At 71.8% G+C, this 25,869-nt stretch carries 21 protein-coding genes and 1 pseudogene; 12 read left to right on the forward strand and 10 right to left on the reverse strand.

What is annotated here, in order from left to right; translation table 11 throughout:
• Positions 1-31 precede the first annotated feature (31 nt).
• The 3 genes from ABZY20_RS28500 to ABZY20_RS28510 are packed head-to-tail and all read right to left on the reverse strand — an operon-like array spanning position 32 to position 4,519.
• Positions 32-1,981 carry a substrate-binding domain-containing protein gene (locus ABZY20_RS28500; protein ID WP_356444964.1) on the reverse strand — a complete coding sequence of 650 codons (1,950 nt, stop codon included), beginning with the start codon at positions 1,979-1,981 and terminating at the stop codon, positions 32-34.
• The gene (locus ABZY20_RS28505; RefSeq protein WP_356444965.1) at positions 1,971-3,503 is read right to left on the reverse strand and encodes a sugar ABC transporter ATP-binding protein; all 1,533 of its coding nucleotides are present in this window, start codon (positions 3,501-3,503) and stop codon (positions 1,971-1,973) included. Before ABZY20_RS28505 ends, ABZY20_RS28500 begins: the two co-directional genes overlap by 11 nt.
• Positions 3,500-4,519 carry a LacI family DNA-binding transcriptional regulator gene (locus tag ABZY20_RS28510; RefSeq protein WP_356444967.1) on the reverse strand — a complete coding sequence of 340 codons (1,020 nt, stop codon included), beginning with the start codon at positions 4,517-4,519 and terminating at the stop codon, positions 3,500-3,502. Before ABZY20_RS28510 ends, ABZY20_RS28505 begins: the two co-directional genes overlap by 4 nt.
• Before the next feature lie 284 nt (positions 4,520-4,803).
• Between ABZY20_RS28510 and ABZY20_RS28515 the strand changes: the two genes are divergently transcribed.
• Positions 4,804-5,451, forward strand: a complete 648-nt coding sequence (locus ABZY20_RS28515) for a dihydrofolate reductase family protein (RefSeq protein ID WP_356444969.1) — start codon at positions 4,804-4,806, stop codon at positions 5,449-5,451.
• 12 nt (positions 5,452-5,463) lie between these two features.
• Here the strand turns inward: ABZY20_RS28515 and ABZY20_RS28520 are convergent, their stop codons facing one another.
• Together ABZY20_RS28520 and ABZY20_RS28525 are read right to left on the reverse strand one after the other, a co-directional pair.
• Entirely contained in the window at positions 5,464-5,763 is a 300-nt protein-coding gene (locus tag ABZY20_RS28520; RefSeq protein ID WP_356444971.1) for a hypothetical protein, read from the reverse strand.
• The gene (locus ABZY20_RS28525; RefSeq protein ID WP_356444973.1) at positions 5,760-5,972 is read right to left on the reverse strand and encodes a hypothetical protein; all 213 of its coding nucleotides are present in this window, start codon (positions 5,970-5,972) and stop codon (positions 5,760-5,762) included. The genes ABZY20_RS28520 and ABZY20_RS28525 overlap by 4 nt, the downstream gene beginning before the upstream one ends.
• Before the next feature lie 129 nt (positions 5,973-6,101).
• On the opposite strand from ABZY20_RS28525, the gene ABZY20_RS28530 reads away from it, so the two are divergent.
• Together ABZY20_RS28530 and ABZY20_RS28535 are read left to right on the forward strand one after the other, a co-directional pair.
• Positions 6,102-6,926, forward strand: a complete 825-nt coding sequence (locus ABZY20_RS28530; RefSeq protein WP_356444975.1) for a helix-turn-helix transcriptional regulator — start codon at positions 6,102-6,104, stop codon at positions 6,924-6,926.
• Positions 6,913-7,131, forward strand: coding sequence for a DUF397 domain-containing protein (locus ABZY20_RS28535; protein ID WP_356444977.1), 219 nt, complete (start codon positions 6,913-6,915; stop codon positions 7,129-7,131). Before ABZY20_RS28530 ends, ABZY20_RS28535 begins: the two co-directional genes overlap by 14 nt.
• Here the strand turns inward: ABZY20_RS28535 and ABZY20_RS28540 are convergent.
• Complete coding sequence (locus tag ABZY20_RS28540; RefSeq protein WP_356444979.1) at positions 7,113-7,283, reverse strand: hypothetical protein; 171 nt, start codon at positions 7,281-7,283, stop codon at positions 7,113-7,115. The genes ABZY20_RS28535 and ABZY20_RS28540 overlap by 19 nt on opposite strands.
• A 483-nt stretch (positions 7,284-7,766) precedes the next feature.
• Here ABZY20_RS28540 and ABZY20_RS28545 point away from each other — a divergent pair, with 483 nt between their 5' ends.
• Together ABZY20_RS28545 and ABZY20_RS28550 are read left to right on the forward strand one after the other, a co-directional pair.
• The gene (locus ABZY20_RS28545; protein ID WP_356444981.1) at positions 7,767-10,031 is read left to right on the forward strand and encodes an ATP-dependent RecD-like DNA helicase; all 2,265 of its coding nucleotides are present in this window, start codon (positions 7,767-7,769) and stop codon (positions 10,029-10,031) included.
• A gap of 197 nt (positions 10,032-10,228) precedes the next feature.
• On the forward strand, positions 10,229-11,518 hold the full coding sequence (locus ABZY20_RS28550) for a citrate synthase (RefSeq protein ID WP_356444983.1): 1,290 nt from the start codon (positions 10,229-10,231) through the stop codon (positions 11,516-11,518).
• Between the two features lie 754 nt (positions 11,519-12,272).
• Here ABZY20_RS28550 and ABZY20_RS28555 read toward each other — a convergent pair.
• The 3 genes from ABZY20_RS28555 to ABZY20_RS28565 all read right to left on the reverse strand — a co-directional run bounded on the left by ABZY20_RS28555 (position 12,273) and on the right by ABZY20_RS28565 (position 15,568).
• On the reverse strand, positions 12,273-14,513 hold the full coding sequence (locus ABZY20_RS28555; RefSeq protein ID WP_356444985.1) for a heavy metal translocating P-type ATPase: 2,241 nt from the start codon (positions 14,511-14,513) through the stop codon (positions 12,273-12,275).
• Between the two features lie 159 nt (positions 14,514-14,672).
• Positions 14,673-14,912, reverse strand: a complete 240-nt coding sequence (locus ABZY20_RS28560) for a heavy-metal-associated domain-containing protein (RefSeq protein WP_356444987.1) — start codon at positions 14,910-14,912, stop codon at positions 14,673-14,675.
• 86 nt (positions 14,913-14,998) lie between these two features.
• Positions 14,999-15,568: a TetR/AcrR family transcriptional regulator gene (locus ABZY20_RS28565; protein ID WP_356445022.1), complete on the reverse strand. Its 570-nt coding sequence runs from the start codon at positions 15,566-15,568 to the stop codon at positions 14,999-15,001.
• Between the two features lie 268 nt (positions 15,569-15,836).
• Here ABZY20_RS28565 and ABZY20_RS28570 point away from each other — a divergent pair, with 268 nt between their 5' ends.
• A complete protein-coding gene (locus ABZY20_RS28570; protein ID WP_356444989.1) occupies positions 15,837-18,047 on the forward strand; it encodes an MMPL family transporter in 2,211 nt (736 codons plus the stop codon).
• 138 nt (positions 18,048-18,185) lie between these two features.
• Positions 18,186-19,229 (forward strand): zinc-dependent alcohol dehydrogenase family protein, encoded by a 1,044-nt coding sequence (locus ABZY20_RS28575; RefSeq protein ID WP_356444991.1) that lies wholly within the window; start codon positions 18,186-18,188, stop codon positions 19,227-19,229.
• A gap of 223 nt (positions 19,230-19,452) precedes the next feature.
• Here ABZY20_RS28575 and ABZY20_RS28580 read toward each other — a convergent pair whose 3' ends face one another.
• Positions 19,453-19,653, reverse strand: a complete 201-nt coding sequence (locus tag ABZY20_RS28580; protein WP_333933447.1) for a MerR family transcriptional regulator — start codon at positions 19,651-19,653, stop codon at positions 19,453-19,455.
• A 470-nt stretch (positions 19,654-20,123) separates the two neighbouring features.
• Between ABZY20_RS28580 and iolC the strand changes: the two genes are divergently transcribed.
• The 5 genes and pseudogenes from iolC (at position 20,124) to mmsA (ending at position 25,812) form a co-directional block, all read left to right on the forward strand.
• Entirely contained in the window at positions 20,124-21,089 is a 966-nt protein-coding gene (gene iolC, locus ABZY20_RS28585; RefSeq protein ID WP_356444993.1) for a 5-dehydro-2-deoxygluconokinase, read from the forward strand.
• Positions 21,086-21,967, forward strand: a complete 882-nt coding sequence (locus ABZY20_RS28590; RefSeq protein WP_356444995.1) for a deoxyribose-phosphate aldolase — start codon at positions 21,086-21,088, stop codon at positions 21,965-21,967. Before iolC ends, ABZY20_RS28590 begins: the two co-directional genes overlap by 4 nt.
• Positions 21,968-22,052: 85 nt before the next feature.
• Positions 22,053-22,412: pseudogene (locus tag ABZY20_RS28595) on the forward strand (5-deoxy-glucuronate isomerase); the annotation flags it as partial.
• Entirely contained in the window at positions 22,409-24,295 is a 1,887-nt protein-coding gene (iolD, locus tag ABZY20_RS28600; protein WP_356444997.1) for a 3D-(3,5/4)-trihydroxycyclohexane-1,2-dione acylhydrolase (decyclizing), read from the forward strand. The pseudogene ABZY20_RS28595 and the gene iolD, both read left to right, overlap by 4 nt.
• Positions 24,296-24,309: 14 nt before the next feature.
• Positions 24,310-25,812 carry a CoA-acylating methylmalonate-semialdehyde dehydrogenase gene (gene mmsA, locus ABZY20_RS28605; protein WP_356444999.1) on the forward strand — a complete coding sequence of 501 codons (1,503 nt, stop codon included), beginning with the start codon at positions 24,310-24,312 and terminating at the stop codon, positions 25,810-25,812.
• The last annotated feature ends 57 nt before the right edge of the window (positions 25,813-25,869 follow it).

The raw sequence follows: 25,869 nt of genomic DNA on the forward strand, positions 1-25,869 counted from the left end.
CTGGTGGACGACCGCCCGCCGTTCCCCGATGTCAGCCGCTGAAGCCGGCCACGTTCTCCTCGGTGACCACCTTCACCGGCACCTTCACCGTCTCCTCGACCTTCTTGCCCTCCAGGGCGCGCAGGGCGTTGTCGACGGCCATCCTTCCGAGCTGGGACGGCTGCTGCGCCACCGACGCGTACAGCGTGCCGCCCTCGACCGCCTTCAGTCCGTCAGGCGTGCCGTCGAAGCCGACGACCGAGACGGACTTGCCGGCCTTGGAGCCCAGCGCCTTGATCGCGCCGAGGGCCATCTCGTCGTTGGCGGCGATGACGCCCTGGACGTCCGGGTGCGCCTGGAGCAGGTTCGACATCACGTCGAGGCCCTTGGTGCGGTCGAAGTCGGCGGGCTGCTGGGCGACGACCTTGATGCCCGGGTAGGCCTTGAGGCCGTTGGCGAAGCCCTGCGCCCGCTCACGGGCCGCGGACGTGCCCGCCTGGCCCTGCAGGATCACGATCTTGCCCTTGCCGCCCAGCTTGTCGGCGAGGGACCTGGCCGCGAGTTCGCCGCCGGCGACGTTGTCGGAGGCGACCAGGGTGTCCACCGCCGCCTCGTTGACGGTCCGGTCCACGGCGATCACGGGGATGTCCGCCGTGCCCGCGGCCCGCACGGAGTTGCCCGCCGCGTCGGAGTCCACCGGGTTGACGATGATCGCGTCCAGCTTCGACGTGGTGAAGTTCTGCAGCTGGTTGGCCTGCTGGGAGGCGTCGTTCTGGGCGTCCGTGACGGTCAGGTCCACGCCCCGCTTCTCGGCCTCGGCCTGGGCGCCCGCCCGGATCTGCACGAAGAAGGGGTTGTTGAGGGTGGACAGCGACAGGCCCACCTTCGGGGAGCCGGCCGGGGAGGAGCCGTTGTGCAGGAAGGACGTGGCGCCGACGATCGCGGCGGTGACCACGGCCGCGAGCCCGTACGTGACCGCCTGCCGGCCCTTGGGCCCGCCGGTCCCGGCCGCCACCGGGGTCGCCCCCGCCTTGCGCCGCAGCGTGTCGAACAGCACCGCCAGCGCGATGACGGCACCGATGACGACCTGCTGCCAGAACGCGGAGACGTTCAGCAGGTTCAGCCCGTTGCGCAGCACGGCCAGGATCAGCGCGCCGATCAGCGTGCCCGACGCCTTGCCCGTACCGCCCGCGAGGGACGCGCCGCCGATGACGACGGCGGCGATCGCGTCCAGCTCGTAGCCGTCGGCGGCCTGGGGCTGCGCGGAGGACAGACGGGCCGCGAGGACCACACCGGCGACCGCGGCGAACACACCGGAGAAGGCGTAGATCGCGAGCTTCTGCCGCTTCACGCGCAGCCCGGACAGCCGCGCGGCCTCCTCGTTGCCGCCGATCGCGTACATGGAGCGGCCGATGTACGTCCGGCCCAGCACGAAGGCCGCGATCAGCCCCATCACGACCATCACCAGCACCGGCACGGGCAGCCAGCCGCCGAGCGTGTCGCCGAGGTGGGAGACCGAGTCGGGGAAGGGGATCGGCGAGCCCTCGGAGATCACCAGGGACAGACCGCGGGCCACGGACAGCATGGCGAGGGTGGCGATGAACGGCGGCAGCTTGCCGAAGGAGATCAGGACGCCGTTGACCAGCCCGCAGACGATGCCCGTCGCTATGGCGAGGAGCACCGCGAGGAAGACCGGGACGCCCGCCGAGGTGGCGCTCCAGGCGAGGACCGTGGCCGACAGCGCGGCCACCGAGCCGACCGACAGGTCGATGCCCGCCGAGACGATCACGAAGGTGACACCGAAGGCGAGGATGGCGGTCACGGCCGCCTGCACACCCACGTTCAGCAGGTTGTCCGCCGTCAGGAAGTCGCCGGACAGCGCCGACATCGCGATGACGAGGACGATGAGCGCGGTGAGCGCGCCGTTGTCGAGCAGGAGGCGGCGCAGGCCTCCCGGGGCGCCACCCGCGCCCGTCGTGCTCTTGAGCGTGTCAGTGGCCACGGGAGGCCTCCGTTCCGGTCGTGCTGGTGGTCGTGGGAGTGCTGACGGCGAGTGCCATCACGGCGTCCTGGGTCGCCTCGTCGGCGGAGAGTTCACCGGCGATCCGCCCCTGGGCCATCACCAGCACCCGGTCGCTCATGCCGAGCACCTCGGGCAGGTCGCTGGAGATCATCAGGACGGCCGCGCCGGCGGCGGTCAGTTCGTTGACGAGCTGGTAGATCTCGACCTTGGCGCCGACGTCGATGCCGCGCGTCGGCTCGTCGAGGATCAGCACCTTGGTGTCGGCCAGCAGCCACTTGCCGATGACGACCTTCTGCTGGTTGCCGCCGGAGAGCGTGCGCACGTGCTGCTCCAGTCCCGCCATCCGCACGCCGAGCTGCCCGGCGACCCGCTCCGCGGCCGCGCGCTGACCCCTGCGGTCGACGAGCCCGGCGCGGGTCGAGGACCGCAGCGTCACCAGGCCGAGGTTCTCCTCCACCGAGGCGTCCAGCACCAGGCCCTGCCCCTTGCGGTCCTCGGGGACGAGTCCGATGCCCGCGGTCATCGCCGCGTTCACGTCGTCCTTGGCGACCGGCCTGCCGGAGACCTTCACGGTGCCCCGGTCGTAGGGGTCGGCCCCGAAGACCGCCCGGACGACCTCGGTGCGCCCGGCGCCGACCAGCCCGGCGATGCCGACGACCTCACCGGCGTGCACCTCGAAGCCGACGTCGTGGAAGACGCCGTCGCGGGTGAGCCCCTCGACGGTGAGCAGCGCGGGGCCGCGGCCGGCCCGCTCACGCGGGTACTGCTGCTCGATCGAGCGCCCCACCATGAGCCGGACCAGTTCGTCCTCGGGGGTGGCGGCGGGGACCTGCCCGACGCTCCTGCCGTCGCGGATGACGGTGACCCGGTCGCCGAGGGCGGCGATCTCCTCCAGGTGGTGGGTGATGAAGACGATCCCGACCCCGTCCTCGCGCAGCCGCCGCACGATGGCGAACAGCTTGTCGACCTCCTCGGTGGTGAGCACGGCGGTCGGTTCGTCCATGATCAGCACGCGTGCGTCCAGGCTGAGCGCCTTGGCGATCTCGACCATCTGCAGGCGCGCGATGCCGAGTTCGCGGACCCGCGCGCGGGGCGACACGTGCACGCCGACCCGCCGCAGCAGTTCCTCGGCGTCGGCCTCCATCCGCCCCCGGTCGATCATCCCGAAGCGGCGCGGCTGCCGGCCCAGGAAGATGTTCTCGGCGACCGTCAGGTCGGGGACGAGGTTGAACTCCTGGTAGATGGTGGCGATCCCGAGCCGCTCGGAGTCCTGCGCACCCTGGATGCGCACCTCCTCACCGCCGGCCAGGATCCGCCCTGCGTCGGGCGTGTAGGCACCGGAGAGCATCTTGATCAGGGTGCTCTTGCCGGCTCCGTTCTCACCGAGCAGCACGTGCACCTCGCCCCGGCGCAGGTCGAAGTCGACGCCGTCCAGCGCCACCACGCCCGGGAAGGTCTTGCGGATGCCCTCGATGCGCAGCAACTCGTCCGCGTTGCTCACGACGTGCTCCTTTGCACTGGAGTGGGGTGCTCGCCGCACGAGCGGCGTACGACGAGCCGGGCGGGGAGGGTCACGGACCGGCCGGGCCGTCCCTCGATGCGGTCGACAAGGGCCCGTACGGCGGCCCGGCCTAGCTCGCCCGTGGGCTGGGCGATCGCGGTGATGGGCGGATCGGTGTGCACGAACCACCGGATGTCGTCGAAGGCGGCCAGCGCGAGGTCGTCCGGCACGCGCAGCCCCCGCGCGCGTACGGCGTCCAGCGCGCCGAGCGCCATCAGGTTGTCGGCCGCGAACACGACCTCGGGCGGCTCGGGCAGGTCGAGGAAGCCCTCGGTGACCCGGCGCCCGCTCTCGGCCTGGAAGTCGCCCTGCCCTGTGTAGGCGTCGGGCAGGTCGAGCCCGAACGCGGCGAGCGCCTCCCGGAAGGCCTCCACGCGCTCCCGGCCGGTCGTGGTCGCCGCCGGGCCCGCGATGATCGCCAGCCGCCGGTGCCCGAGCCCGTGCAGATGCGCCACGAGGTCCCGCACCGCCGCCTGCCCGTCCGCCCGGACCACCGGCACGTCCACGCCCGGGATCCACCGGTCCACGAACACCATGGGCGTCCCGGCCCGCGCGGCGTCCAGCATCAGCGGCGAGCCGCCGTCGGTGGGGGAGACGAGCAGTCCGTCGATCCGCCGGTCCAGCAGGTTCCGCACGTGGTGGTCCTGGAGGTCGGGCCGTTCGTCGGCGTTGCCGATGATCACGCTGTAGCCGAGCGCGCGGGCCTCCTCCTCCACGGAACGGGCCAGTTCGGTGAAGTACGGGTTGAGCACGTCGCTGATGACGAGGCCGAGGGTGTGGGTCTGGTCGGTGCGCAGGGAGCGGGCGACGGCGTTCGGGCGGTAGCCCAGGGACTCGACGGCGGCCAGCACGCGGGTGCGTGCGTCGGCGCTGACCGACGGGTGGTCGTTCAGGACGCGCGAGACCGTGGCGACGGAGACGCCGGCCTCGGCAGCGACGTCCTTGATGCTGGCCACCGCCGCTCCACCTCCTCGTGGATCAGTCGGGATCAGTCGGGATCAGTCCGGGGAGTGCCTCGGGCACTCGCGGAATCGATGGAATCGATTACATCGACGGCCCGATGGAATCGATTACACGGCCGGAACGCAAGCCCCCGGCGGTGCCTCTTGACCGGATCGTGATGTGGCGGGGAGCGGTCCGCCGTTCCAGGGTGGAGGGGCGAGGGCCGGTCGTACGCGCGGGACCGATGAGTTTCGGCGGCCCGGGCGGTCCACCCCTCGTCGACCACAGGAGGAGCGCTGTGTCCCAGCTGCTGCGCGTGCAGAATTTCAACGTCTCGAGCGACGGCTACGGTGCCGGTGAGCACCAGAGCCTGGAGAGGCCGTTCGGCCACGCCGATCCCGCCACGATGTTCGCCTGGGCCGGCGCCACGGCGAGCTGGCCCAACCGCACCGCCCCCGGCGGCAGCCGCGGCCTCGACGACTACCTCACCCGCGACTTCGCGAACAACATCGGCGCCGAGATCATGGGCCGCAACAAGTTCAGCCCGCAGCGGGGCCCCTGGCAGGACCACGAGTGGAAGGGCTGGTGGGGCGACGAGCCGCCGTTCCACACGCCGGTGTTCGTCATGACCCACCACGAGCGCCCGTCGTTCACGCTCTCCGACACCACGTTCCACTTCGTCGGGGGCGACCCGGCGGACGTCCTCGAACAGGCCCGCAAGGCGGCCGACGGCAAGGACGTCCGGCTCGGCGGCGGCGCGTCCACGATCCGCCAGTTCCTCGACGCCGACCTGGTGGACACCCTGCACGTGGCGGTCTCACCCGACGTGGTGCTCGGCGCCGGCTCACGCCTGTGGGTGTCCCCCGAGGAACTGCTCGACCGCTTCCACTGCGACGTGGTGCCGAGTCCGAGCGGGGTGGTGCATCACTTGTTCTGGAGGAAGTGAGCAACGCCGCCGTCAGTCCGCACGGGGAGGGGGCGGGCGCAGGCGCGCCCCTCTGCTGTCCGCGACCCGCGTGACGGCCCGCAGGCATTCGGTGAGCCGCAGAGCCAGGTAGTGCAGTTCCGCATGTGTCACACGGCGCTCGGCGAGGAGCGCGTCGGCGTGGCCGAGGAGGTCGTCCGCCATGCCGAGGTGTACGTCCTCGATCTCGTCGGCGAGGCGCGAGACGTGCCCCGTCCCGTCGCCGACGAGGTAGCAGGGCTTGCCTTCCGGGCTGGTCCACGGCAGGAGACGCCCGGGCCGTCCGTCGGTCATGCGCTCGCCTCCGCCGGCAGGTACGGCCGGACCAGCCGGTTGTCCTCGCCCCGCAGCAGGGGCTCCGACGGCCGGCGGTCGACCGCGCCGTAGGCGCCGTCTCCGCAGTACGGGCACGGGAGCCGCTCCGGGGGCCGCCGTCGCCGTCCGCGTGGAGGGAACAGGACGCGCAGAAGCGGTTCGAGGGCTCGGGCGAGGAGGTCTGTCATGTCTGTCCGTCTTCCGACCTGTGGTGACTGCGTTCTGTGGTGAACCGCTCACAGAGTGGGGTCGGCGGTGGCTACGCTGCCAGGGGGTGGAGCTTGACATCGCGTCTGTCAGGAAAGGGAGTTGGCCGCATGGACGAACGTCGTACGCCTCGAACACTCCGGGAGAAGTACGGGGAGGAACTGAGGCTGCGGCGCTCGGCCGCGCGCCTCACCCAGGAGGAACTGGGCGAGCAGGTGGTGTGCTCGCCGACGCTGATCAGCCACTTCGAGGCCGGCAGACGCCTTCCGAAGCCGGAGGACGCGCAGCGGATCGACCGTGCGCTGGGAACGGACGGTTTCTTCGCGCGGTGGCTGGAGGATCTGGAGAACAAGTACGACCCACGCTTCGCTGCCGCCGCTGAACTGGAGCAACAGGCGACGCTCATCCAGCAGTTCGCCCTCGCACTGGTTCCCGGACTGCTGCAGACACCGGACTACGCCCGGGCCGTGTTCGCCGCTTACCGCCCCACCACCACAGACCAGGAACTTGACAGACAAGTTGTCATTCGAACAGAGCGCGCCCGAATCCTCGACGGGCCATCAGCCCCGGTCATCTGGACGCTTCTGGACGAGGCCGTGCTGCGACGCGCCGTGGGTGGCCCGCAGGTCATGGCGGAACAACTGCACAAAATCGCTGACCTGGCCCGGTCGCGACGGATCCGACTGCACGTCCTTCCGTACCGCGTCGGTGCGCACCCCCTCATGGAGAGTCTGCTGACGCTGATGAGCTTCGAGGATTCCGCCCCGGTGGCATACGTCGACGCCTTTGAGACCGGACGTCTGATGGACGATCCGGCGCTGGTGAGGTCCTGTCAGACCGCCTACGCTCTGGCCCTGAGCGATGCCTTGTCGCAGCAGGAGTCACTGGCCCTCGTCAGATCGGCAGCGGAGGATCATGCGCGTGAGCAGCGGTGAGCCCACTGGGTGGTACAAGTCCAGCTACAGCGGCGGCAGCCAGGCGGAGTGCCTCGAAGTCGCCCGGAACCACCCCGACGTCCCCGTCCGCGACAGCAAGAGCACCGACGGCCCGGTCGTCCTCTTCTCGGCCGGAGGCTGGACCGCGTTCGTGGCCGCCGTGAAGGAGGGCCACATCCGGGGGCCTCACCGCCGCAGGCTGTAGCTCACCACCGACGCCCCCACCACCGACCCGAACGCCGGCAGCAGGAACTGCGCGAAGGCCTCCCACCCCCATACGATCCCCGCGCACGCCGCCGTGACGTTGACGGCCAGCGCGAGGATCCACAGGGCGACGCTCTGAGCCTGGGGTGACATCGTTCCTCGTTGTCATTCGGTCCGGGGGGATTTCACCGGGCAGGCGGAATCAGGGGAATCGGAGGAATCGGGGGAATCAACGACACGGCGGAATCGGGCCAGTCCCCGAATCGGCAGGGGGCGGAATTGCCCTCCGGGGGCCCGGGGCGTCGCTCCGGCGTGCCGGCGGCGCACGGCCCGACGGGCAACGGTCCCAGGGGGTTTCGGCACCGGGGAGGGGGTGCGGACCCTGGGGAGGGAGGCATCGGCATCACGGTCGCTCCGGTATCGACTCCGCCCCCATCGGTGAACTCCTGGATTCTCCCACGGGAAAGGCTCCAGGCAGACGATTCCCGGATGCTTGAACCGTAAAGCTTCTGTTTTCCTTGTGCATCCGCCGTGAAAAGTGAACGGCCGCCCGCATACTGGCCGGTCGCTTTATACGAGCCCCCTTTCCGGTCCGCGTCCGCCTCCGCTGTCGTACCCGGGCGGTACGGTCGGATCATGACCGATCAGGCGGGGGCCTCCCGGACGGGCGAGCGGCGTATGGCCACGCTGGAAGGCGTGCTCGAGCGCATCACCTACGCCAACGAGGAGAACGGCTACACGGTCGCCCGGGTCGACACCGGCAGAGGCGGCGGCGACCTGCTCACGGTCGTCGGAGCACTGCTCGGCGCCCAGGTCGGCGAGTCCCTGCGCATGGAGGGCCGCTGGGGCTCCCACCCGCAGTACGGCAAGCAGTTCCACGTGGAGAACTACACGACGGTGCTGCCGGCCACCGTCCAGGGCATCCGCCGCTACCTCGGCTCCGGCCTCGTCAAGGGCATCGGCCCGGTCTTCGCCGACCGCATCACCCAGCACTTCGGCATGGACACCCTGAAGATCATCGAGGAGGAGCCCAAGCGGCTCATCGAGGTCCCCGGCCTCGGTCCCAAGCGGACGAAGAAGATCGCCGACGCCTGGGAGGAGCAGAAGGCCATCAAGGAGGTCATGCTCTTCCTCCAGACGGTCGAGGTGTCGACGTCCATCGCCGTGCGCATCTACAAGAAGTACGGCGACGCCTCCATCTCCGTGGTGAAGAACCAGCCCTACCGGCTCGCCGCCGACGTCTGGGGCATCGGCTTCCTCACCGCCGACAAGATCGCCCAGTCCGTCGGCATCCCGCACGACAGCCCGGAGCGCGTCAAGGCGGGCCTGCAGTACGCGCTGTCCCAGGCCACCGACCAGGGCAACTGCTACCTCCCCGAGGAGCGGCTCATCGCCGACGCGGTCAAGCTGCTCCAGGTCGACACGGGACTGGTCATCGAGTGCCTCGCGGAGCTGGCCGAGGTCCCCGAGGACGGCGGCGACCCCGGGGTCGTACGCGAGAAGGTCCCCGGCCCGGACGGCAGCCCGGAGGCGGTCACCGCCGTCTACCTCGTCCCCTTCCACCGCGCCGAACTCTCCCTCTCCGCCCAGCTGCTGCGCCTGCTGCGCACCGGCGAGGACCGGATGCCGGGCTTCCGGACCGTCGCCTGGGACAAGGCGCTGAGCTGGCTGAAGGGCCGTACGGGCGCCGACCTCGCGCCCGAGCAGGAGGCCGCGGTCAGGCTGGCGCTGACCGAGAAGGTCGCCGTCCTGACCGGCGGCCCCGGCTGCGGCAAGTCCTTCACGGTCCGCTCGATCGTGGAGCTGGCCCGCGCCAAGAAGGCCAAGGTCGTGCTCGCCGCCCCCACGGGCCGGGCCGCCAAGCGCCTGTCCGAGCTCACCGGCGCCGAGGCCTCCACCGTCCACCGCCTGCTGGAGCTCAAGCCCGGCGGCGACGCGGCCTACGACCGGGACCGCCCGCTGGACGCCGACCTGGTGGTGGTCGACGAGGCGTCCATGCTCGACCTGCTCCTGGCCAACAAGCTGGTGAAGGCCGTCCCGCCCGGGGCCCATCTGCTGTTCGTCGGGGACGTGGACCAGCTGCCCAGCGTCGGCGCGGGCGAGGTCCTGCGCGATCTGCTGGCCGACGGCGGTCCCGTCCCTGCCGTCCGCCTCACCCGCGTCTTCCGGCAGGCCCAGCAGTCGGGCGTGGTGACGAACGCCCACCGGATCAACGCCGGACAGCACCCCCTGACCGACGGCATGAAGGACTTCTTCCTCTTCGTCGAGGACGACACGGAGGCCGCCGGGCGGCTCACCGTGGACGTGGCGGCGCGCCGGATCCCGGCCAGGTTCGGGCTCGACCCACGCCGCGACGTCCAGGTGCTGGCGCCGATGCACCGCGGCCCGGCCGGCGCGGGCACCCTGAACGGCCTCCTCCAGCAGGCCGTCACCCCGGGCCGCCCCGACCTGCCCGAGAAGAGATTCGGTGGACGTGTGTTCCGTGTCGGCGACAAGGTCACCCAGATTCGCAACAATTACGAGAAGGGCAAGAACGGAGTCTTCAACGGCACCGTGGGCGTGGTGACCTCGCTCGACCCGGTCGACCAGCGTCTGACGGTGCTGACGGACGAGGACGAGGAGGTCCCCTACGAGTTCGACGAGCTCGACGAACTCGCCCACGCGTACGCCGTGACCATCCACCGCTCCCAGGGCAGCGAGTACCCGGCGGTCGTCATCCCGGTGACCACGGGAGCCTGGATGATGCTCCAGCGGAACCTGCTCTACACGGCGGTCACCCGGGCCAAGCGGCTGGTCGTCCTCGTCGGTTCGCGCAAGGCGATCGGCCAGGCGGTGCGCACCGTCTCGGCGGGCCGGCGGTGCACGGCACTCGACTTCCGGCTCGGTTTCAACGAAAAATGATCGATCAAATGAGTCGTGAAGGTCACAAGCCACTTCCGGAAGGGGATCACAGGGGGCAGGATGGGCAAGTTGGCGGCACTCAGTGCCGTCAGTAGGCCCGATGGTCGACCCCGAGTGCACTCTCCTGAGCCAAGTGGGGGATGGTAGAGACAGTCAGGGCACCTCGAAGATGAGGCACAACGTCGGTGAGGGAAGACGTGAGCGACAACTCTGTAGTACTGCGGTACGGCGACGGCGAGTACACCTACCCGGTGATCGACAGCACCGTCGGTGACAAGGGCTTCGACATCGGAAAGCTCCGCGCCCAGACCGGTCTGGTGACGCTGGACAGCGGCTACGGCAACACGGCCGCGTACAAATCCGCGATCACCTACCTGGACGGTGAAGCGGGCATCCTGCGCTACCGCGGCTACCCGATCGAGCAGCTGGCCGAGCGCTCCACCTTCCTGGAGGTCGCCTACCTGCTGATCAACGGCGAGCTGCCGACGGTCGACCAGCTCTCGGCGTTCAAGAACGACATCACGCAGCACACCCTGCTGCACGAGGACGTCAAGAACTTCTACAAGGGCTTCCCGCGCGACGCCCACCCGATGGCCATGCTGTCCTCGGTCGTCTCGGCGCTGTCCACGTTCTACCAGGACAGCCACAACCCGTTCGACGAGCGCCAGCGCAACCTCTCCACGATCCGCCTGCTCGCCAAGCTCCCGACGATCGCGGCGTACGCGTACAAGAAGTCGATCGGCCACCCGTTCGTCTACCCGCGCAACGACCTCGGCTACGTGGAGAACTTCCTCCGCATGACCTTCTCGGTCCCCGCGCAGGAGTACGAGCTCGACCCGGTCGTGGTCTCCGCGCTCGACAAGCTGCTGATCCTGCACGCGGACCACGAGCAGAACTGCTCGACCTCCACGGTCCGCCTGGTCGGCTCCTCGCAGGCGAACATGTTCGCCTCGATCTCCGCCGGCATCAACGCCCTGTGGGGCCCGCTGCACGGCGGTGCCAACCAGTCGGTGCTGGAGATGCTGGAGGGCATCCGCGACGCCGGCGGCGACGTCGACTCCTTCATCCGCAAGGTGAAGAACAAGGAGGACGGCGTCCGCCTGATGGGCTTCGGCCACCGGGTCTACAAGAACTTCGACCCGCGCGCCAAGATCATCAAGGCCGCCGCGCACGACGTCCTCTCCGCCCTGGGCAAGTCCGACGAGCTGCTGGACATCGCCCTGAAGCTGGAGGAGCACGCGCTCTCCGACGACTACTTCGTCTCGCGCAGCCTCTACCCGAACGTCGACTTCTACACGGGCCTGATCTACCGGGCCATGGGCTTCCCGACCGAGATGTTCACGGTCCTGTTCGCCCTCGGCCGGCTGCCGGGCTGGATCGCCCAGTGGCACGAGATGATCAAGGAGCCGGGCTCCCGCATCGGCCGCCCGCGCCAGATCTACACGGGTGTGGTCGAGCGCGACTTCGTTCCCGTCGAGGAGCGCTGACGCGCCTCGCCGCTTCGGGCCCCTGTATCCGCCGCCGGGTGGGTGCAGGGGCTTTCGCGTGCGCGGGGCGCGGGGCGCGGGGCGCGGGGCGCGGAGAAGCGGAGGGGTGGAGAAGCCCATGGGGGGCGCGCGGAAAGGGGCGAGGCGCGAAGAAGCGGAGGGGGGCGCGAAGGAGCGGACAGGGGTGCGCGGAGGGCGCGCGGGCCGGGGTGCGCGGAGGAGCGCATGAAGAAGGCGCCCCGGCGCCGGTCCCCCCACGGGCCGACGACCAGGGCGCCTTCCCAGTCCCGGTTCGGATTCCCCCCACGGGATCCGGCCGGGCGTCTGTGAGGACAGCGCCTGAACCGCTGTTGAGCAAGGCGAGCGGAACCCGCCGTGGTGCTGTGGGTGCGATCTGCCGGGACAGCGCACGCCCGGGAGGGCCGCTCAAAGCTTCCCGGTGTACGTGCCCCGGCAACGCATCTCCGGAGAAGTCCCCCAAGACATCTCCAGACGTCAGATCGCGCCCCCCAAGACGCTCCCTGACATCGTCAACTTAGACCTTCGAACCCCTTCGATGGTTACGTTCACATCACTGTGATCTGCGTCTCTTGCGTATGTCCTTTAGATGCGCAAGAGCCCGGAAATGCACTCCGGGGCTCTCAAGCGTAAGGAAGATGCGCGAGCCTTGTGAAGAGCTTATGTGAGCCCGGCTCAGGACTCCAGAGGGGCTCATATCAGGTTCGCCGCGAACTTAGGGTGATTTCAGCGCGATTTACCTGAATGTCCGGAGTCGCAGACTGTTGGACACGACGAAGACCGAGGAGAAGGCCATCGCGGCCCCCGCGATCATGGGGTTGAGCAGTCCCGCGGCGGCCAGCGGCAGGGCGGCGACGTTGTAGCCGAAGGCCCACACGAGATTGCCCTTGATCGTCCCCAGTGTCCGGCGGGAGAGCCGGATCGCGTCCGCGGCCACGCGCAGGTCCCCGCGCACCAGCGTCAGGTCGCCCGCCTCGATCGCCGCGTCCGTGCCGGTGCCCAGCGCCAGGCCCAGATCGGCGGTGGCGAGCGCGGCCGCGTCGTTGACGCCGTCGCCGACCATCGCCACCACCCGCCCCTCGGCCTGCAGCCGCCGCACGGCCGCGACCTTGTCCTCGGGCAGGACCTCGGCGATCACCCGGTCGATCCCCACGGCCCGGGCCACCGCCTCGGCCACCGCCCGGTTGTCCCCGGTCAGCAGCACCGGCGTCAGCCCCAGGGCGCGCAGCTCGCGCACCGCCTCGGCGCTGGTCTCCTTGACCGCGTCCGCCACCGTCAGCACGGCCCGCGCCGTCCCGTCCCAGCCGGCCGGCACGGCCGTACGCCCGGCCCGCTCGGCCTCGTCCCGCGCGCGGGCCAGCTCCGCCGGTACGTCGTCGAACAGCCGCCCCACGCACACCTCGCGACCCTCCACGCGCCCGCGCACGCCCCGCCCGGGGACGCTGCGGAACTCCTCGACCTCCGGCAGCCGCCCGGCCCGCTCCTCGGCGCCCGCGGCGATCGCGCGCGCCACGGGGTGCTCGGAGGCGTGCTCCACGGCGCCCACCAGCCGCAGCACCTCCTTCTCGTCGGTGCCCTCGGCGGCGTACACCTCCTTCAGGGTCATCCGGCCGGTGGTGACCGTGCCGGTCTTGTCCAGCACGACCGTGTCGATCCGGCGCGTGGACTCCAGCACCTCCGGGCCCTTGATGAGGATGCCGAGCTGGGCGCCGCGGCCCGTGCCGACCATCAGTGCGGTCGGCGTGGCCAGCCCCAGGGCGCACGGGCAGGCGATGATCAGCACGGCCACGCCCGCGGTGAACGCGGAGACCGCGTCGCCGGTCAGGCCCAGCCACGCGCCGGCCGTCGCGACCGCGATCAGCAGCACGACCGGCACGAAGATCCCGGAGATCCGGTCGGCGAGCCGCTGCACCTCGGCCTTGCCGTTCTGCGCGTCCTCCACCAGCTTCGCCATCCGCGCGAGCCGGGTGTCGGCGCCGACCCGGGTGGCCTCCACGACGAGCCGGCCGCCCGCGTTGACCGTCGCGCCGGTGACCGTGTCCCCGGCCGAGACGTCCACCGGCACCGACTCGCCGGTCAGCATCGAGGCGTCCACCGCGGAGGTGCCCTCGACGACCGTGCCGTCGGTGGCGATCTTCTCGCCCGGCCGTACGACGAACCGGTCGCCCACCGCCAGCCGCTGCGCCGGGATCCGCACCTCGCGGCCGTCCCGCAGCACGGCGACGTCCTTGACGCCCAGGTCCATCAGCGCCCTGAGCGCGGCCCCGGCGCGGCGCTTGGAACGGGCCTCCAGATAGCGGCCCAGCAGGATGAACGCCGTGACACCGGCGGCGACCTCCAGGTAGATCGCGGAGGCGCCGTCACCGCGCGAGACCGTCAGCTCGAAGGGGTGCCGCATGCCGGGCATGCCCGCGTCACCGAGGAACAGCGCCCACAGGGACCAGCCGAAGGCGGCCAGCGTGCCGACCGAGACCAGCGTGTCCATGGTGGCGGCGCCGTGCCGGGCGTTCGTCCAGGCCGCGCGGTGGAACGGCAGCCCGCCCCAGACCACGACCGGCGCGGCGAGGGTGAGCGAGAGCCACTGCCAGTTGTCGAACTGCAGCGCCGGGACCATGGCCAGCAGGACGACGGGCAGCGCGAGGGCGGCGCAGACCACGAGCCGCCCGGCGAGCGCCGCGAGTTCGGGGTCCGCCTCGTCGGCCGCGGGGGTCTCCTCGCGCGGGGGTGCGGGTTCCTCGGCGGTGTACCCGGTCTTCACCACGGTGGCGATCAGGTCGGCGACCTCGATGCCCGCGGGGTAGGCGATCCGGGCCTTCTCCGTGGCGTAGTTCACCGTGGCGGTGACGCCGTCCATGCGGTTGAGCTTCTTCTCGACGCGGGCCGCGCAGGAGGCGCAGGTCATCCCGCCGATGAGCAGCTCGACCTCGGCGAGGTCCGGCGCGCGGTCCGGCGTCGCCTCGGTGGTGGTGCCGGTCATGTCCGTGACTCCAGGAAGTGCGGGGCGCCCGGGAAGCGGAACGGGCCGTACGGGCCGGGGCGGCGGCGTACGGCCCGTACGGGGGTACGAGTGCCAGGACCGAGGCGTCTCAGGCCTGGTGGTTCCGGGGTGCCGGGGCGGCAGGGCCGGGGGCGGCGCTCAGGCCCGGCCGGCCAGTTCAAAACCGGCCTCGTCGACCGCGGCGCGCACGGCCTCCTCGTCGAGCGGGGCCGCGGAGACGACGGTGACCTCACCTGTGGAGGCGACGGCCGTCACGGAGCTGACGCCGGGGATCTGCGAGACCTCGCCGGAGACGGCGCCCTCGCAGTGTCCGCAGCTCATGCCGCTCACCTTGTAGACGGTGGTGACGGGGCCCGTGGTGTCGGTCTGGGCGGTCATGTCGTTACTCCTCGTCGAGGCGTGTGGGGCAGCGGGGGGCCCTGAGGGCCACCCGTCTTCCCACTGTACCCCTAGGGGGTATCAGTTCACGACGAACCCACCAGCGGTCGCAGGTACCGCAGGAGGGCGTCCTTCAGTTCCTGCACGTACGCCTCCCGCTCGGCGCCCTCGTGGGCCAGGATCAGCTCCAGTCCTGCCTTGTAGATGCCGACGCACATCCGGGCGGTGCGGGTGACGGCGGGGGCGGGCGCGTCGGGCGCGAACGGGGCGAGGATCGTCTCGACCCGGGCCGCCAGGGTGGTGTGCAGCGCGTCGTGCTCCTCGGCGATGCGCCCCGGGATGTCGGGGCCGTGCATGAGTGCGAAGAAGGCCGGGTGGCGGCAGTTGAACGCGATGAAGCGGTCGACGGTCCCGGCGATCACCTCGTCGATCGAGGTGGTCGCGGGGTCGATCGGGGCGAGGACCTCGTCGTAGGACTCCCGCATCTCGTGCATGAGCCGGCTGCCGAGCTCGATCGCGATCGCTTCCTTGTTCGGGAAGAACTGGTACAGCGTCCCCGGTGAGACGCCCGCCTCGCGGGCGATGGCGTTGGTGCTGGCGGCCGTGTACCCGGTCGTGCAGAAGACCGCGGCGGCGGCTTCGAGCAGCTGGGCGATCCGGCGCTCGCCGCGGGCCTGGCGGCGGCGCGGCCGCTCCTCGGCCGTCCGCGCCGCCTCGCCCGCGGGCTTCTCGGTTCCGGGCTTCTCGGTCTTCTCGGGCACGCGTTTTCCCCAGGTGGTCAGGACGCGATTGACAAACGCGAGTGGTCGCTCGCATTCTGGTGGGGCTGGAATGCGAGCGATCTCTCGTGTTCGCCAGTCTAGGGCAGCTCCATGCTGCCAGGCTGTGCCCGGACACGGGTCTCGGTGAAGGGGACACCGCACGATGACCGAAGTCGACACACCACCACGCGTCGGGGCCTGGACCCGCTTCGTCACGGCCCGGCCCAGGCTGTCGCTGCTGGTGGCCCTGGTGCTCACCGCGCTCGCCGTGCTGGCCGGCAGCGGTGTCGCCGACCGGCTCGGCGCCGGCGGCTGGGAGGACCCGGCCGCCGAGTCCACGTACGCGACCCGGGCCCTGGAGCGCGAGTTCCCCGGCTCCCAGCCGAATCTGCTGCTCCTGCTCGACGCGGGCGAGGCCTCGGTCGACGCCCCGGCCGTCGTCGCCGAGGCCGAGCGCCTCACCGAGCGCCTGGCGTCCGAGCGGGGCGTCACCGGCGTCGGCTCCTACTGGCAGTCCGGCGCCCCGGCCCTGCGCGCGGAGGACGGTCACGAGGCGCTGATCGCCGCGCGCATCACCGGCGACGAGAAGACCGCCGGCGAGACCCTGGACCGCATCGCGCCCCACTACCGCGGGGTGCGGGGCCCGGTGGAGGTCGGCATCGGCGGCCCGGTCGCCGTGCGGCACGAGATGCAGACGGTCATCCAGGAGGACCTGATCCGCGCCGAGCTCATCGCCCTGCCGGTCACGCTGGTGCTGCTGGTGATGGTCTTCGGCAGCGCGGTCGCGGCCCTGCTGCCGCTCGGCATCGGCATCGTCGCCATCCTCGGCACCAACGCCATCCTGCGCGGCCTCAGCGAGTTCACCGACGTCTCCGTGTTCGCCATCAACCTCACCACGGCCCTGGGCCTCGGCCTGGCCATCGACTACGCGCTGTTCATCGTCCGCCGCTTCCGCGAGGAGCTGTCCACGGGCGCCGAGCCCCTGGCGGCCATCGGCACGACCCTGCGCACCGCCGGGCGCACGGTGCTGTTCTCCGCCCTCACGGTGGCGGTCTCCCTGGCGGCGATGCTGGTCTTCCCGCAGTACTTCCTGCGGTCCTTCGCCTACGCCGGTATCGCCGTGGTGCTGCTGGCCGCGGCGGCCGCGCTCATCCTGCTCCCGGCGGCGCTGATGCTGCTGGGCCACCGCGTCAACTCCCTGGACCTGCGCAGGGTGTTCCGCCGCGGCCGCGGCCCCCGGCCCGCCGCGGAGGAGGGCAGGGCCTGGGCGCGCACGGCGTCGCTGGTGATGGGCCGCGCCCCCTTCTTCGCCCTGGGCACCACCGCCGTCCTCGTCCTGCTCGGCCTGCCCTTCCTGGGCGTGAAGTTCGGCACCGCCGACGACCGCCAGCTGCCCTCGTCCTCCGAGTCCCACGTCGTGCAGCAGCACATCAGGGAGGGCTTCCCGGGCAGCCCCGGTGGCGGCCTCGACGTGCTCGCCGAGGGCCGTGCGACGCGGGCGCAGTACGGCGCCTACAAGGAGCGCATCGAGAGCCTGCCCGAAGTGCTGCGGGTGGAGGGACCGCTGGTGAAGGGCGACGCGGCGTACTTCACGGTGCTGCCCAAGGGCGAGGCGGTCGACGCCCCGGCCCAGCGCCTCGTCGGCGACCTGCGCGGACTCGACGCCCCCTTCGACACCAAGGTGACCGGCACGGCCGCCGTCCTGGTCGACTCCAAGGACGCCATAGGGGAGCGCCTGCCGCTCGCCGCCGTCTTCATCACGATCGTGACGCTGCTGCTGGTCTTCCTCCTCACGGGCAGCGTGCTGATCCCGGTCCAGGCGGTCGTGCTCAACGCGCTCAGTCTGACCGCCATGTTCGGCGCGCTCGTCTGGGTCTTCCAGGACGGCCACCTCTCGGGCCTGCTCGGCTTCACCAGCCCCGGCTCCATCGAGACGACCCTTCCGGTCCTGATGTTCTGCGTGGCCTTCGGTCTGTCGATGGACTACGGCGTGTTCCTGCTCTCCCGCATCAAGGAGGAGTACGACCACACCGGGGACCACGACCAGGCCGTCCGGCACGGCCTGGCCCGCACCGGCGGGCTCATCACCGCGGCGGCGGTCATCCTGGCCGTGGTCATGGTCGCCATCGGCACCTCGCGGGTCACGAACACCAAGATGCTCGGCCTGGGCATAGCCCTGGCGGTCCTGATGGACGCGATGATCGTCCGCAGCCTCCTGGTCCCCGCCGTCATGCGCCTCACGGGCCGCGCGACCTGGTGGGCCCCCGGACCTCTGCGCCGCTTCCACCAGCGGTTCGGCCTGACCGAGGGGGAGCCGTCGGCGGCCGGGGCGGCGGAACCGGACCGGGACAAGGTCGGAGCGGCGGCCGGCTGAAGTGGGCCCGCCGGCCGGGCGGCGGTACCCACCACACGCCCACTCGCGCAGGGGCACCGGTTAGCGTGCCAGGGGCCGGCGGCCCCCGGGCGCGGGGCACCGGGCGGGTCCACAGGCGGCGACGGAAGGCGGTACGGCATGCGGGCCGTGGTGTTCGAGCGGTACGGGGAAGCGGCCGAGGTGCGGGAGGTGGCCGACCCGGAGCCCGCGGAGCACGGTGTCGTCGTGCGGGTCGAGGCCACCGGGCTGTGCCGCAGCGACTGGCACGGCTGGCAGGGCCACGACCCGGACATCGTGCTGCCGCACGTGCCCGGCCATGAACTCGCCGGTGTCGTCGAGGCGGTGGGAGCGCGGGTGACCGGCCACCGGCCGGGCGACCGGGTCACCGTCCCGTTCATCTGCGCCTGCGGCACCTGCCCGTCCTGCGCGGCGGGCGACCACCAGGTGTGCGAGCGCCAGACCCAGCCGGGCTTCACGCACTGGGGCTCCTTCGCCCAGTACGTGGCGCTGGACCACGCCGACGTGAACCTCGTGCCGCTCCCGGAAGAGCTGTCCTTCGCGACGGCGGCCTCGCTCGGCTGCCGGTTCGCCACGGCGTACCGGGCGGTCGTGCAGCAGGGCCGGATCGCGGCAGGCGACTGGGTGGCGGTGCACGGCTGCGGCGGGGTCGGGCTCTCGGCGGTGATGATCGCGGCGGCGTCGGGCGCACGCGTGGTGGCCGTCGACGTGTCGGCCCCGGCGCTTGAGCTGGCGCGGCGGTTCGGGGCGGCGCACACCGTCGACGCGACGGCCGCCCCGGACACGGCGGCGGCGGTCCGCGACCTGACGGGCGGCGGTGCGCACCTCTCCCTCGACGCCCTCGGCTCACCGGCCACCTGCGCCGCCTCGGTGAACGGCCTGCGCCGCCGCGGCCGGCACGTCCAGGTCGGGCTGCTGCCCTCACCGGAGGGCACGACCCCGGTGCCGATGGCCCGAGCGATCGCCCTGGAGCTCGAACTCCTCGGCAGCCACGGCATGGCGGCCCACACCTACCCGCCCATGCTGGAACTGGTCCGCAGCGGCATCCTGCGCCCCGACCTGCTGGTGAGATCCACGATCTCCCTCGACGAGACGCCCGCGGCGCTGACGAGGATGGACACGGCGCCGGGAGCGGGAGTGACGGTCATCGAGCCTTGGCGCTGACGGCCCCGCGCGTGGCGGCCGACGCCTTCCCGTAAGGGCCCGCGCCCCCGCGCAGCCAGAACCGCCCCTCGGTGCCCAGAGCCCTCGCGCGCCGCGAAACTGCCGTGCCCTACGCGCGCCGCGAGTCGACGGCGTGGGGCACGGGAGGAAGAGCGGACAGGGAGGACAGGGCCAGGAGCAGAGGACAGGGAAGAAAGAGCCGGGAAGAGAAGGCCCGGAAGGCTCAGTCGGCTCTGCGGCCCCGGTTGCCGGGCCGGGCGGCGACCCATGCCCGGACGGTGTCGGCGTACCAGAAGGGCTTGCCGCCCTCGACGTGGTCGGGCGGCGGCAGCAGCCCGTGCTTGCGATAGGACCGCACGGTGTCCGGCTGCACCCGGATGTGTGCCGCGATCTCTTTGTAGGACCAGAGCCTTCGGTCGGTCATGACGTGCGTATACCTCCCCGCGAGCACCCGGAGGCGGCCGGGAACAGCCGTCAGGGGGAGCCGGGCGCTGCGCTGGCGATCAACAAGCCTGTGACGGGTCCAACGACGCCCGGTGACATGGGGCAGGGCCTGTGGGCCGTATGTGACGGAAGACCCGCTTACACGGGACACGTGTGACAGAAGGGGGGTGTTTGTGACACAGCCGGGGCAAAGGCGTACGCCGGAGCATCGGCGTGGCGCCTTGACGGAGCGCGCGCCGGTCCGCCTCCCCGGCGCGAGCGTCCCGCCGGGGAGGCGGACCGGCGCGCGGCGCCGAAGACTTGAGAAGGCGGCGACGACAGGGACGCCCTCCGCGACGCCCTCCACGGAAAGCGCTGTCATGTTGTGGTCCGAATGTCCGGACAAAACATTGACAGCGCTTCATGAAGGGGGCTACAAAGCCGGGGAGAGCCGACACCGAGGGGTATCCGATGGCGTACGACCTGATCACGATGGGGCGGATCGGAGTGGATCTGTATCCGCTCCAGACGGGCGTCCCCCTGCCGCAGGTCACGTCCTTCGGCAAGTTCCTCGGTGGCTCGGCGAGCAACGTCGCGGTCGCGGCGGCCCGCCTCGGGCGGCGGACCGCGGTGATCACCCGGACCGGCGACGACCCCTTCGGCGCCTATCTGCACGAGGCTCTGCAGGACTTCGGCGTGGACGACCGCTGGGTCACCCCGGTGCCCGGCCTGCCCACCCCGGTCACCTTCTGCGAGATCTTCCCGCCGGACGACTTCCCGCTGTACTTCTACCGCCGGCCCAAGGCCCCCGACCTGGAGATCGACGCCCACGAGCTCGACCTCGACGCCATCCGCGACGCCCGCGTCTTCTGGGTCACCGGCACGGGCCTGAGCGAGGAGCCCAGCCGCACGGCGACCCTCGCGGCCCTCGCCCACCGCGCCAGGTCCGGCCCCACGGTCTTCGACCTCGACTGGCGCCCCGTCCTCTGGAACGACTCGGACCGCACCGACCCGGACACGGCCCGCCCCTTCTACCGGGAGGCCCTGCGCCACACCACCGTCGCGGTCGGCAACCTCGACGAGGTGGAGGTCGCCACCGGCGTACGCGAACCGCACGCCGCCGCCCGCGCCCTGCTGGACGCCGGTGTCGAGCTCGCCGTCGTCAAGCAGGGCCCCAAGGGCGTTCTGGCCGTGACCGGCGACGGTGAGACCGTCGAGGTCCCGCCGCTGCCCGTGCACGTCCTCAACGGCCTGGGCGCGGGCGACGCCTTCGGCGGCTGCCTGGTGCACGGCCTGCTCGCCGGTTGGGACCTGGAGAAGACGATGCGGCACGCGAACGCCGCCGGGGCGATCGTCGCCTCGCGCCTGGAGTGCTCCTCGGCCATGCCCACCCCGGACGAGATCGAGGCGGCCGTCACCGCGGGGGCCGTGCGGTGAGCGTCGACGTCTCCGAACTCGTCCGCCTGCGCAGCCACCGCCCGGAGGCCGTCGCCGAGGCCGCCGCCCGCCGTGTCCGCCGGCCGCTGCTGAACGCGAGCGGCCGCCTGATGATCGTCGCCGCCGACCACCCGGCCCGCGGCGCCCTCGCCGTAGGCGGCCGCGCCCTGGCCATGGCCAACCGCGCCGACCTCCTCGAACGCCTCTGCCTTGCCCTGTCCCGCCCCGGCGTCGACGGCGTCCTCGCCACCGCCGACATCCTCGAGGACCTGCTCCTGCTCGGCGCCCTCGACGGCAAGGTCGTCCTGGGCTCGATGAACCGCGGCGGCCTCCAGGGCGCCCGTTTCGAACTCGACGACCGCTTCACCGGCCACCGGCCCGAGGACATCGAGCGCCTGGGTTTCGACGCCGGCAAGCTGCTGCTGCGCATCGACTACGACGACCCGGGCTCCCTCACCACCCTGGAGTCCACCGCCCGGGCCGTCGACGCCATGGCGCAGCGGCGGCTGCCGGTGTTCGTCGAGCCGTTCATCAGCCGCCGCGACGAGACGGGCCGGCTGCGCAACGACCTCTCCGCCGAGGCCGTCACCACGTCGATCGCCGTCGCCTCGGGCCTGGGCGGCACCTCCGCCTACACCTGGCTCAAAGTGCCGGTCACCGACGACCCCGACGACATGGCCGAGGTCATGGCGACCTCGACGCTGCCCGCCGTACTGCTCGGCGGGGAGGTCGGGGACGACCAGGACGGGGCGTACGAGAAGTGGCGCGGCGCCCTGCACCTGCCCACCGTGCGCGGGCTGGTCGTGGGCCGTTCACTGCTGTACCCGGCGGACGGCGATGTGGCCGCCGCCGTGGACACCGCCGTGGGACTGCTGTGAGGGCCGGGCCATGACCGGTGAGCCGTGCGCCCCCGAGGACACCGTCCGCGAGACGCGGCACGTCCGAGGCGGCCGCACGGTGCGCACGGTGCGCACGGAAGACCAGCAGTCCCCCCTCCCGGGCGGACGGAGCGTGTTCGCGTCGGTCACCGACCGCGCGACGTACGCGCCCCGTGGCACCCGGGCCCAGATCGCCTCCGGCGCGGGAGGCCGCTTTGCTTTGGCAGGAGCGAAGTGCGAGCGACAACTCCCCGCCCGCTACGGCCCCGCGCCGGAGGTCCCCGCCGAGGAACGCGGCGCCACCCCGAACGGGTCCGGCCGCCGGCGCGTATTCCCCTCGCGTGAGGACGGACCAGGCGTCCTCACCGGGGTCCGCTCCGCACCGCGCGGGCGGCGGATCCGCTTCCACCCGGCCCACGCAGAGAGCACGGAGGGGTACCGATGACCCTGCAGACGACCCGGCTGACGGTGGCCCAGGCACTCGTCCGCTTCCTCGCCGCCCAGTACACCGAGCGCGACGGCGTCCGGCAGCGGCTCATCGGCGCCACCTGGGGCATCTTCGGCCACGGCAACGTCGCCGGCATCGGCCAGGCGCTCCTGGAGCACGCCGAGGTGATGCCGTATCACCAGGGCCGCAACGAACAGGCCATGGTGCACGCGGCCGTCGGCTACGCCCGCCAGCGCAACCGGCTGTCCACGCACGCGGTGACGACCTCCATCGGCCCGGGCGCGACCAACCTGGTCACCGGCGCCGCCCTGGCGACCGTCAACCACCTGCCGGTGCTGCTCCTGCCCGGCGACGTCTTCGCCACCCGCCCCGCCGACCCGGTCCTGCAGCAGCTCGAAGTGCCCCACGCGGGCGACGTCTCGGTCAACGACTGCCTGCGCCCGGTCTCCCGGTACTTCGACCGGATCACCCGGCCCGAGGCCCTCGTCCCCGCGGCGCTGCACGCGATGCGCGTCCTCGCCGACCCCGTCGAGACCGGCGCCGTCACCCTCGCCCTGCCGCAGGACGTGCAGGCCGAGGCGTACGACTGGCCCGAGGACTTCTTCGCGGAGCGCACCTGGACCGTACGCCGTCCCGGTCCCGACCCCGCGGAGCTCATGGACGCGGTGCACACGATCCGCGCCGCGAAGCGGCCCCTGGTCATCGCGGGCGGCGGCGTCCACCACAGCCGCGCCGAGGAGGCCCTCGCCGAGTTCGCCGAGGCCACCGGCATCCCGGTCGCCTCCACCCAGGCGGGCAAGGGCTCCCTGCGCCACGACCACCCCCAGGACGTCGGGGGAGTGGGGCACACGGGCACGGCGACGGCCGACGAACTCGCCCGCACCGCCGACCTGGTGATCGGCGTCGGCACCCGCTACACCGACTTCACGACCGCCTCCGGCACGCTCTTCGCCCACCCGGACGTCCGGTTCCTCAACCTCAACATCGCCTCCTTCGACGGCCACAAGCTCGCCGGCCGGCCCCTCGTCGCGGACGCCCGCAGCGGTCTGCAGGAGCTGACCTCGGCCCTGCGCCTGCACGCCCACCGGGTCGCCGGCGGCTACGCCACCGAGTACACCGAGGACAAGGAGCGCTGGGAGCAGCGCGTCGACGCCTGCTACGAGGCGGACGAACCGGACACCCGCCCCACCCAGCCGCAGGTCCTCGGCGCCCTGGACGCCCTGGTCGACGCCTCGGACATCCTCGTCAACGCGGCCGGCTCCCTCCCCGGCGACCTGCACAAACTGTGGCGGACCCGGTCGTACGACCAATACCATCTGGAGTACGGCTACTCCTGCATGGGCTACGAGATCCCGGCCGCCATCGGCGTCAAGATGGCCGCCCCGGACCGGCCCGTGTGGGCACTGGTCGGCGACGGCACCTATCTGATGATGCCGACGGAGATCGTCACGGCCGTGCAGGAGGGCGTCGCGATCAAGCTCCTGATCATCCAGAACCACGGCTACGCGTCCATCGGCGGACTGTCGGAGTCGGTGGGCGGCGAGCGCTTCGGCACCGCCTACCGCTTCCCGGCCGAGGACGGCACCCACACCGGCCCGCCGCTGCCCGTGGACCTCGCCGCCAACGCGGCCAGCCTCGGCATGCGCGTCCTGCGCGCGAAGACCGTACGGGCCCTCAGGGAGGCCCTCGCCGAGGCCCGGGCCGCCGACACTCCCACATGTGTCTACGTGGAGACCCAAACGGCAGACACAGTGTCGGGCGCGCCTCCCGCCCAGGCCTGGTGGGATGTACCCGTGGCCGAGACCGCGACACGGCCGTCCGCGGTCAAGGCCCGTGAGCTGTACGAACGGCACGTCTCCACCCGACGCCGCCATCTGTGAAGGAGTTCCCGGCCATGACGAAGATCGTCAACCACTGGATCGGCGGCAAGGCCGTCGAGGGCGCCTCGGGCACGCACGGGCCGGTGACCGACCCGGCGACCGGCGCGGTGACGACGAAGGTCGCGTTCGCCTCGGTCGAGGAGGTGGACGCGGCGGTCGCCGCCGCCAAGGAGGCCTTCGCCACCTGGGGCCAGTCCTCGCTGGCCCAGCGCACCTCGATCCTCTTCGCGTTCCGGGCGCTGCTGGACGCCCACCGCGACGAGATCGCCGAGCTGATCACCGCCGAGCACGGCAAGGTGCACTCCGACGCCCTCGGCGAGGTCGCCCGCGGCCTGGAGATCGTCGACCTGGCCTGCGGCATCAGCGTGCAGCTGAAGGGCGAGCTGTCGACGCAGGTGGCGAGCCGCGTGGACGTGGCCTCGATCCGCCAGCCGCTCGGCGTCGTCGCGGGCATCACGCCGTTCAACTTCCCGGCGATGGTGCCGATGTGGATGTTCCCCCTCGCCATCGCCTGCGGCAACACCTTCGTGCTGAAGCCGTCCGAGAAGGACCCGTCGGCGTCGATGCGGATCGCCGAGCTGCTCGCCGAGGCGGGCCTGCCCGACGGTGTCTTCAACGTCGTCCACGGCGACAAGGTGGCCGTCGACCGCCTCCTGGAGCACCCGGACGTCAAGGCCGTCTCCTTCGTCGGCTCGACCCCGATCGCCCGCTACATCCACACCACCGCCTCCGCCAACGGCAAGCGCGTCCAGGCGCTGGGCGGCGCCAAGAACCACATGCTGGTCCTGCCGGACGCCGACCTGGACGCGGCCGCCGACGCCGCCGTGTCGGCCGCCTACGGCTCCGCGGGCGAGCGCTGCATGGCCATCTCCGCGGTCGTCGCGGTCGGCGCCATCGGTGACGCCCTGGTGGACAAGATCCGCGAGCGCGCCGAGAAGATCACGATCGGCCCCGGCAGCGACCCGGCCTCCGAGATGGGCCCCCTCATCACCAAGGCCCACCGCGACAAGGTGGCGTCCTACGTCGAGGGCGCGGCGGCCGAGGGCTGCGAGGTCGTCCTGGACGGCACCGGCCACACCGTCGACGGCTACGAGGACGGCCACTGGATCGGCATCTCGCTCCTCGACAAGGTGCCCACCTCCGCCAAGGCCTACCAGGACGAGATCTTCGGCCCGGTCCTGTGCGTGCTGCGCACGGAGACCTACGAGGAGGCCCTGGACATCGTCAACAACTCGCCGTTCGGCAACGGCACCGCGATCTTCACCCGGGACGGCGGCGCGGCCCGCCGCTTCCAGCTGGAGGTCGAGGCCGGCATGGTCGGCGTGAACGTCCCGATCCCGGTCCCCGTGGGCTACCACTCCTTCGGCGGCTGGAAGGACTCGCTCTTCGGCGACCACCACATCTACGGCAACGACGGCACGCACTTCTACACCCGCGGCAAGGTCGTCACCACCCGCTGGCCGGACCCGGCCGACGCCCCGACGGGCGTGGACCTGGGCTTCCCGCGCAACCACTGAGGAATCGCCGAGGTTTTTTCTCCGGGGGCGCCTGCGATTCCCGCAGGCGCCCCCGCA

The sequence above is a fragment of the Streptomyces sp. NPDC006624 genome (assembly GCF_040611555.1).
Taxonomy (GTDB): Bacteria; Actinomycetota; Actinomycetes; order Streptomycetales; family Streptomycetaceae; genus Streptomyces.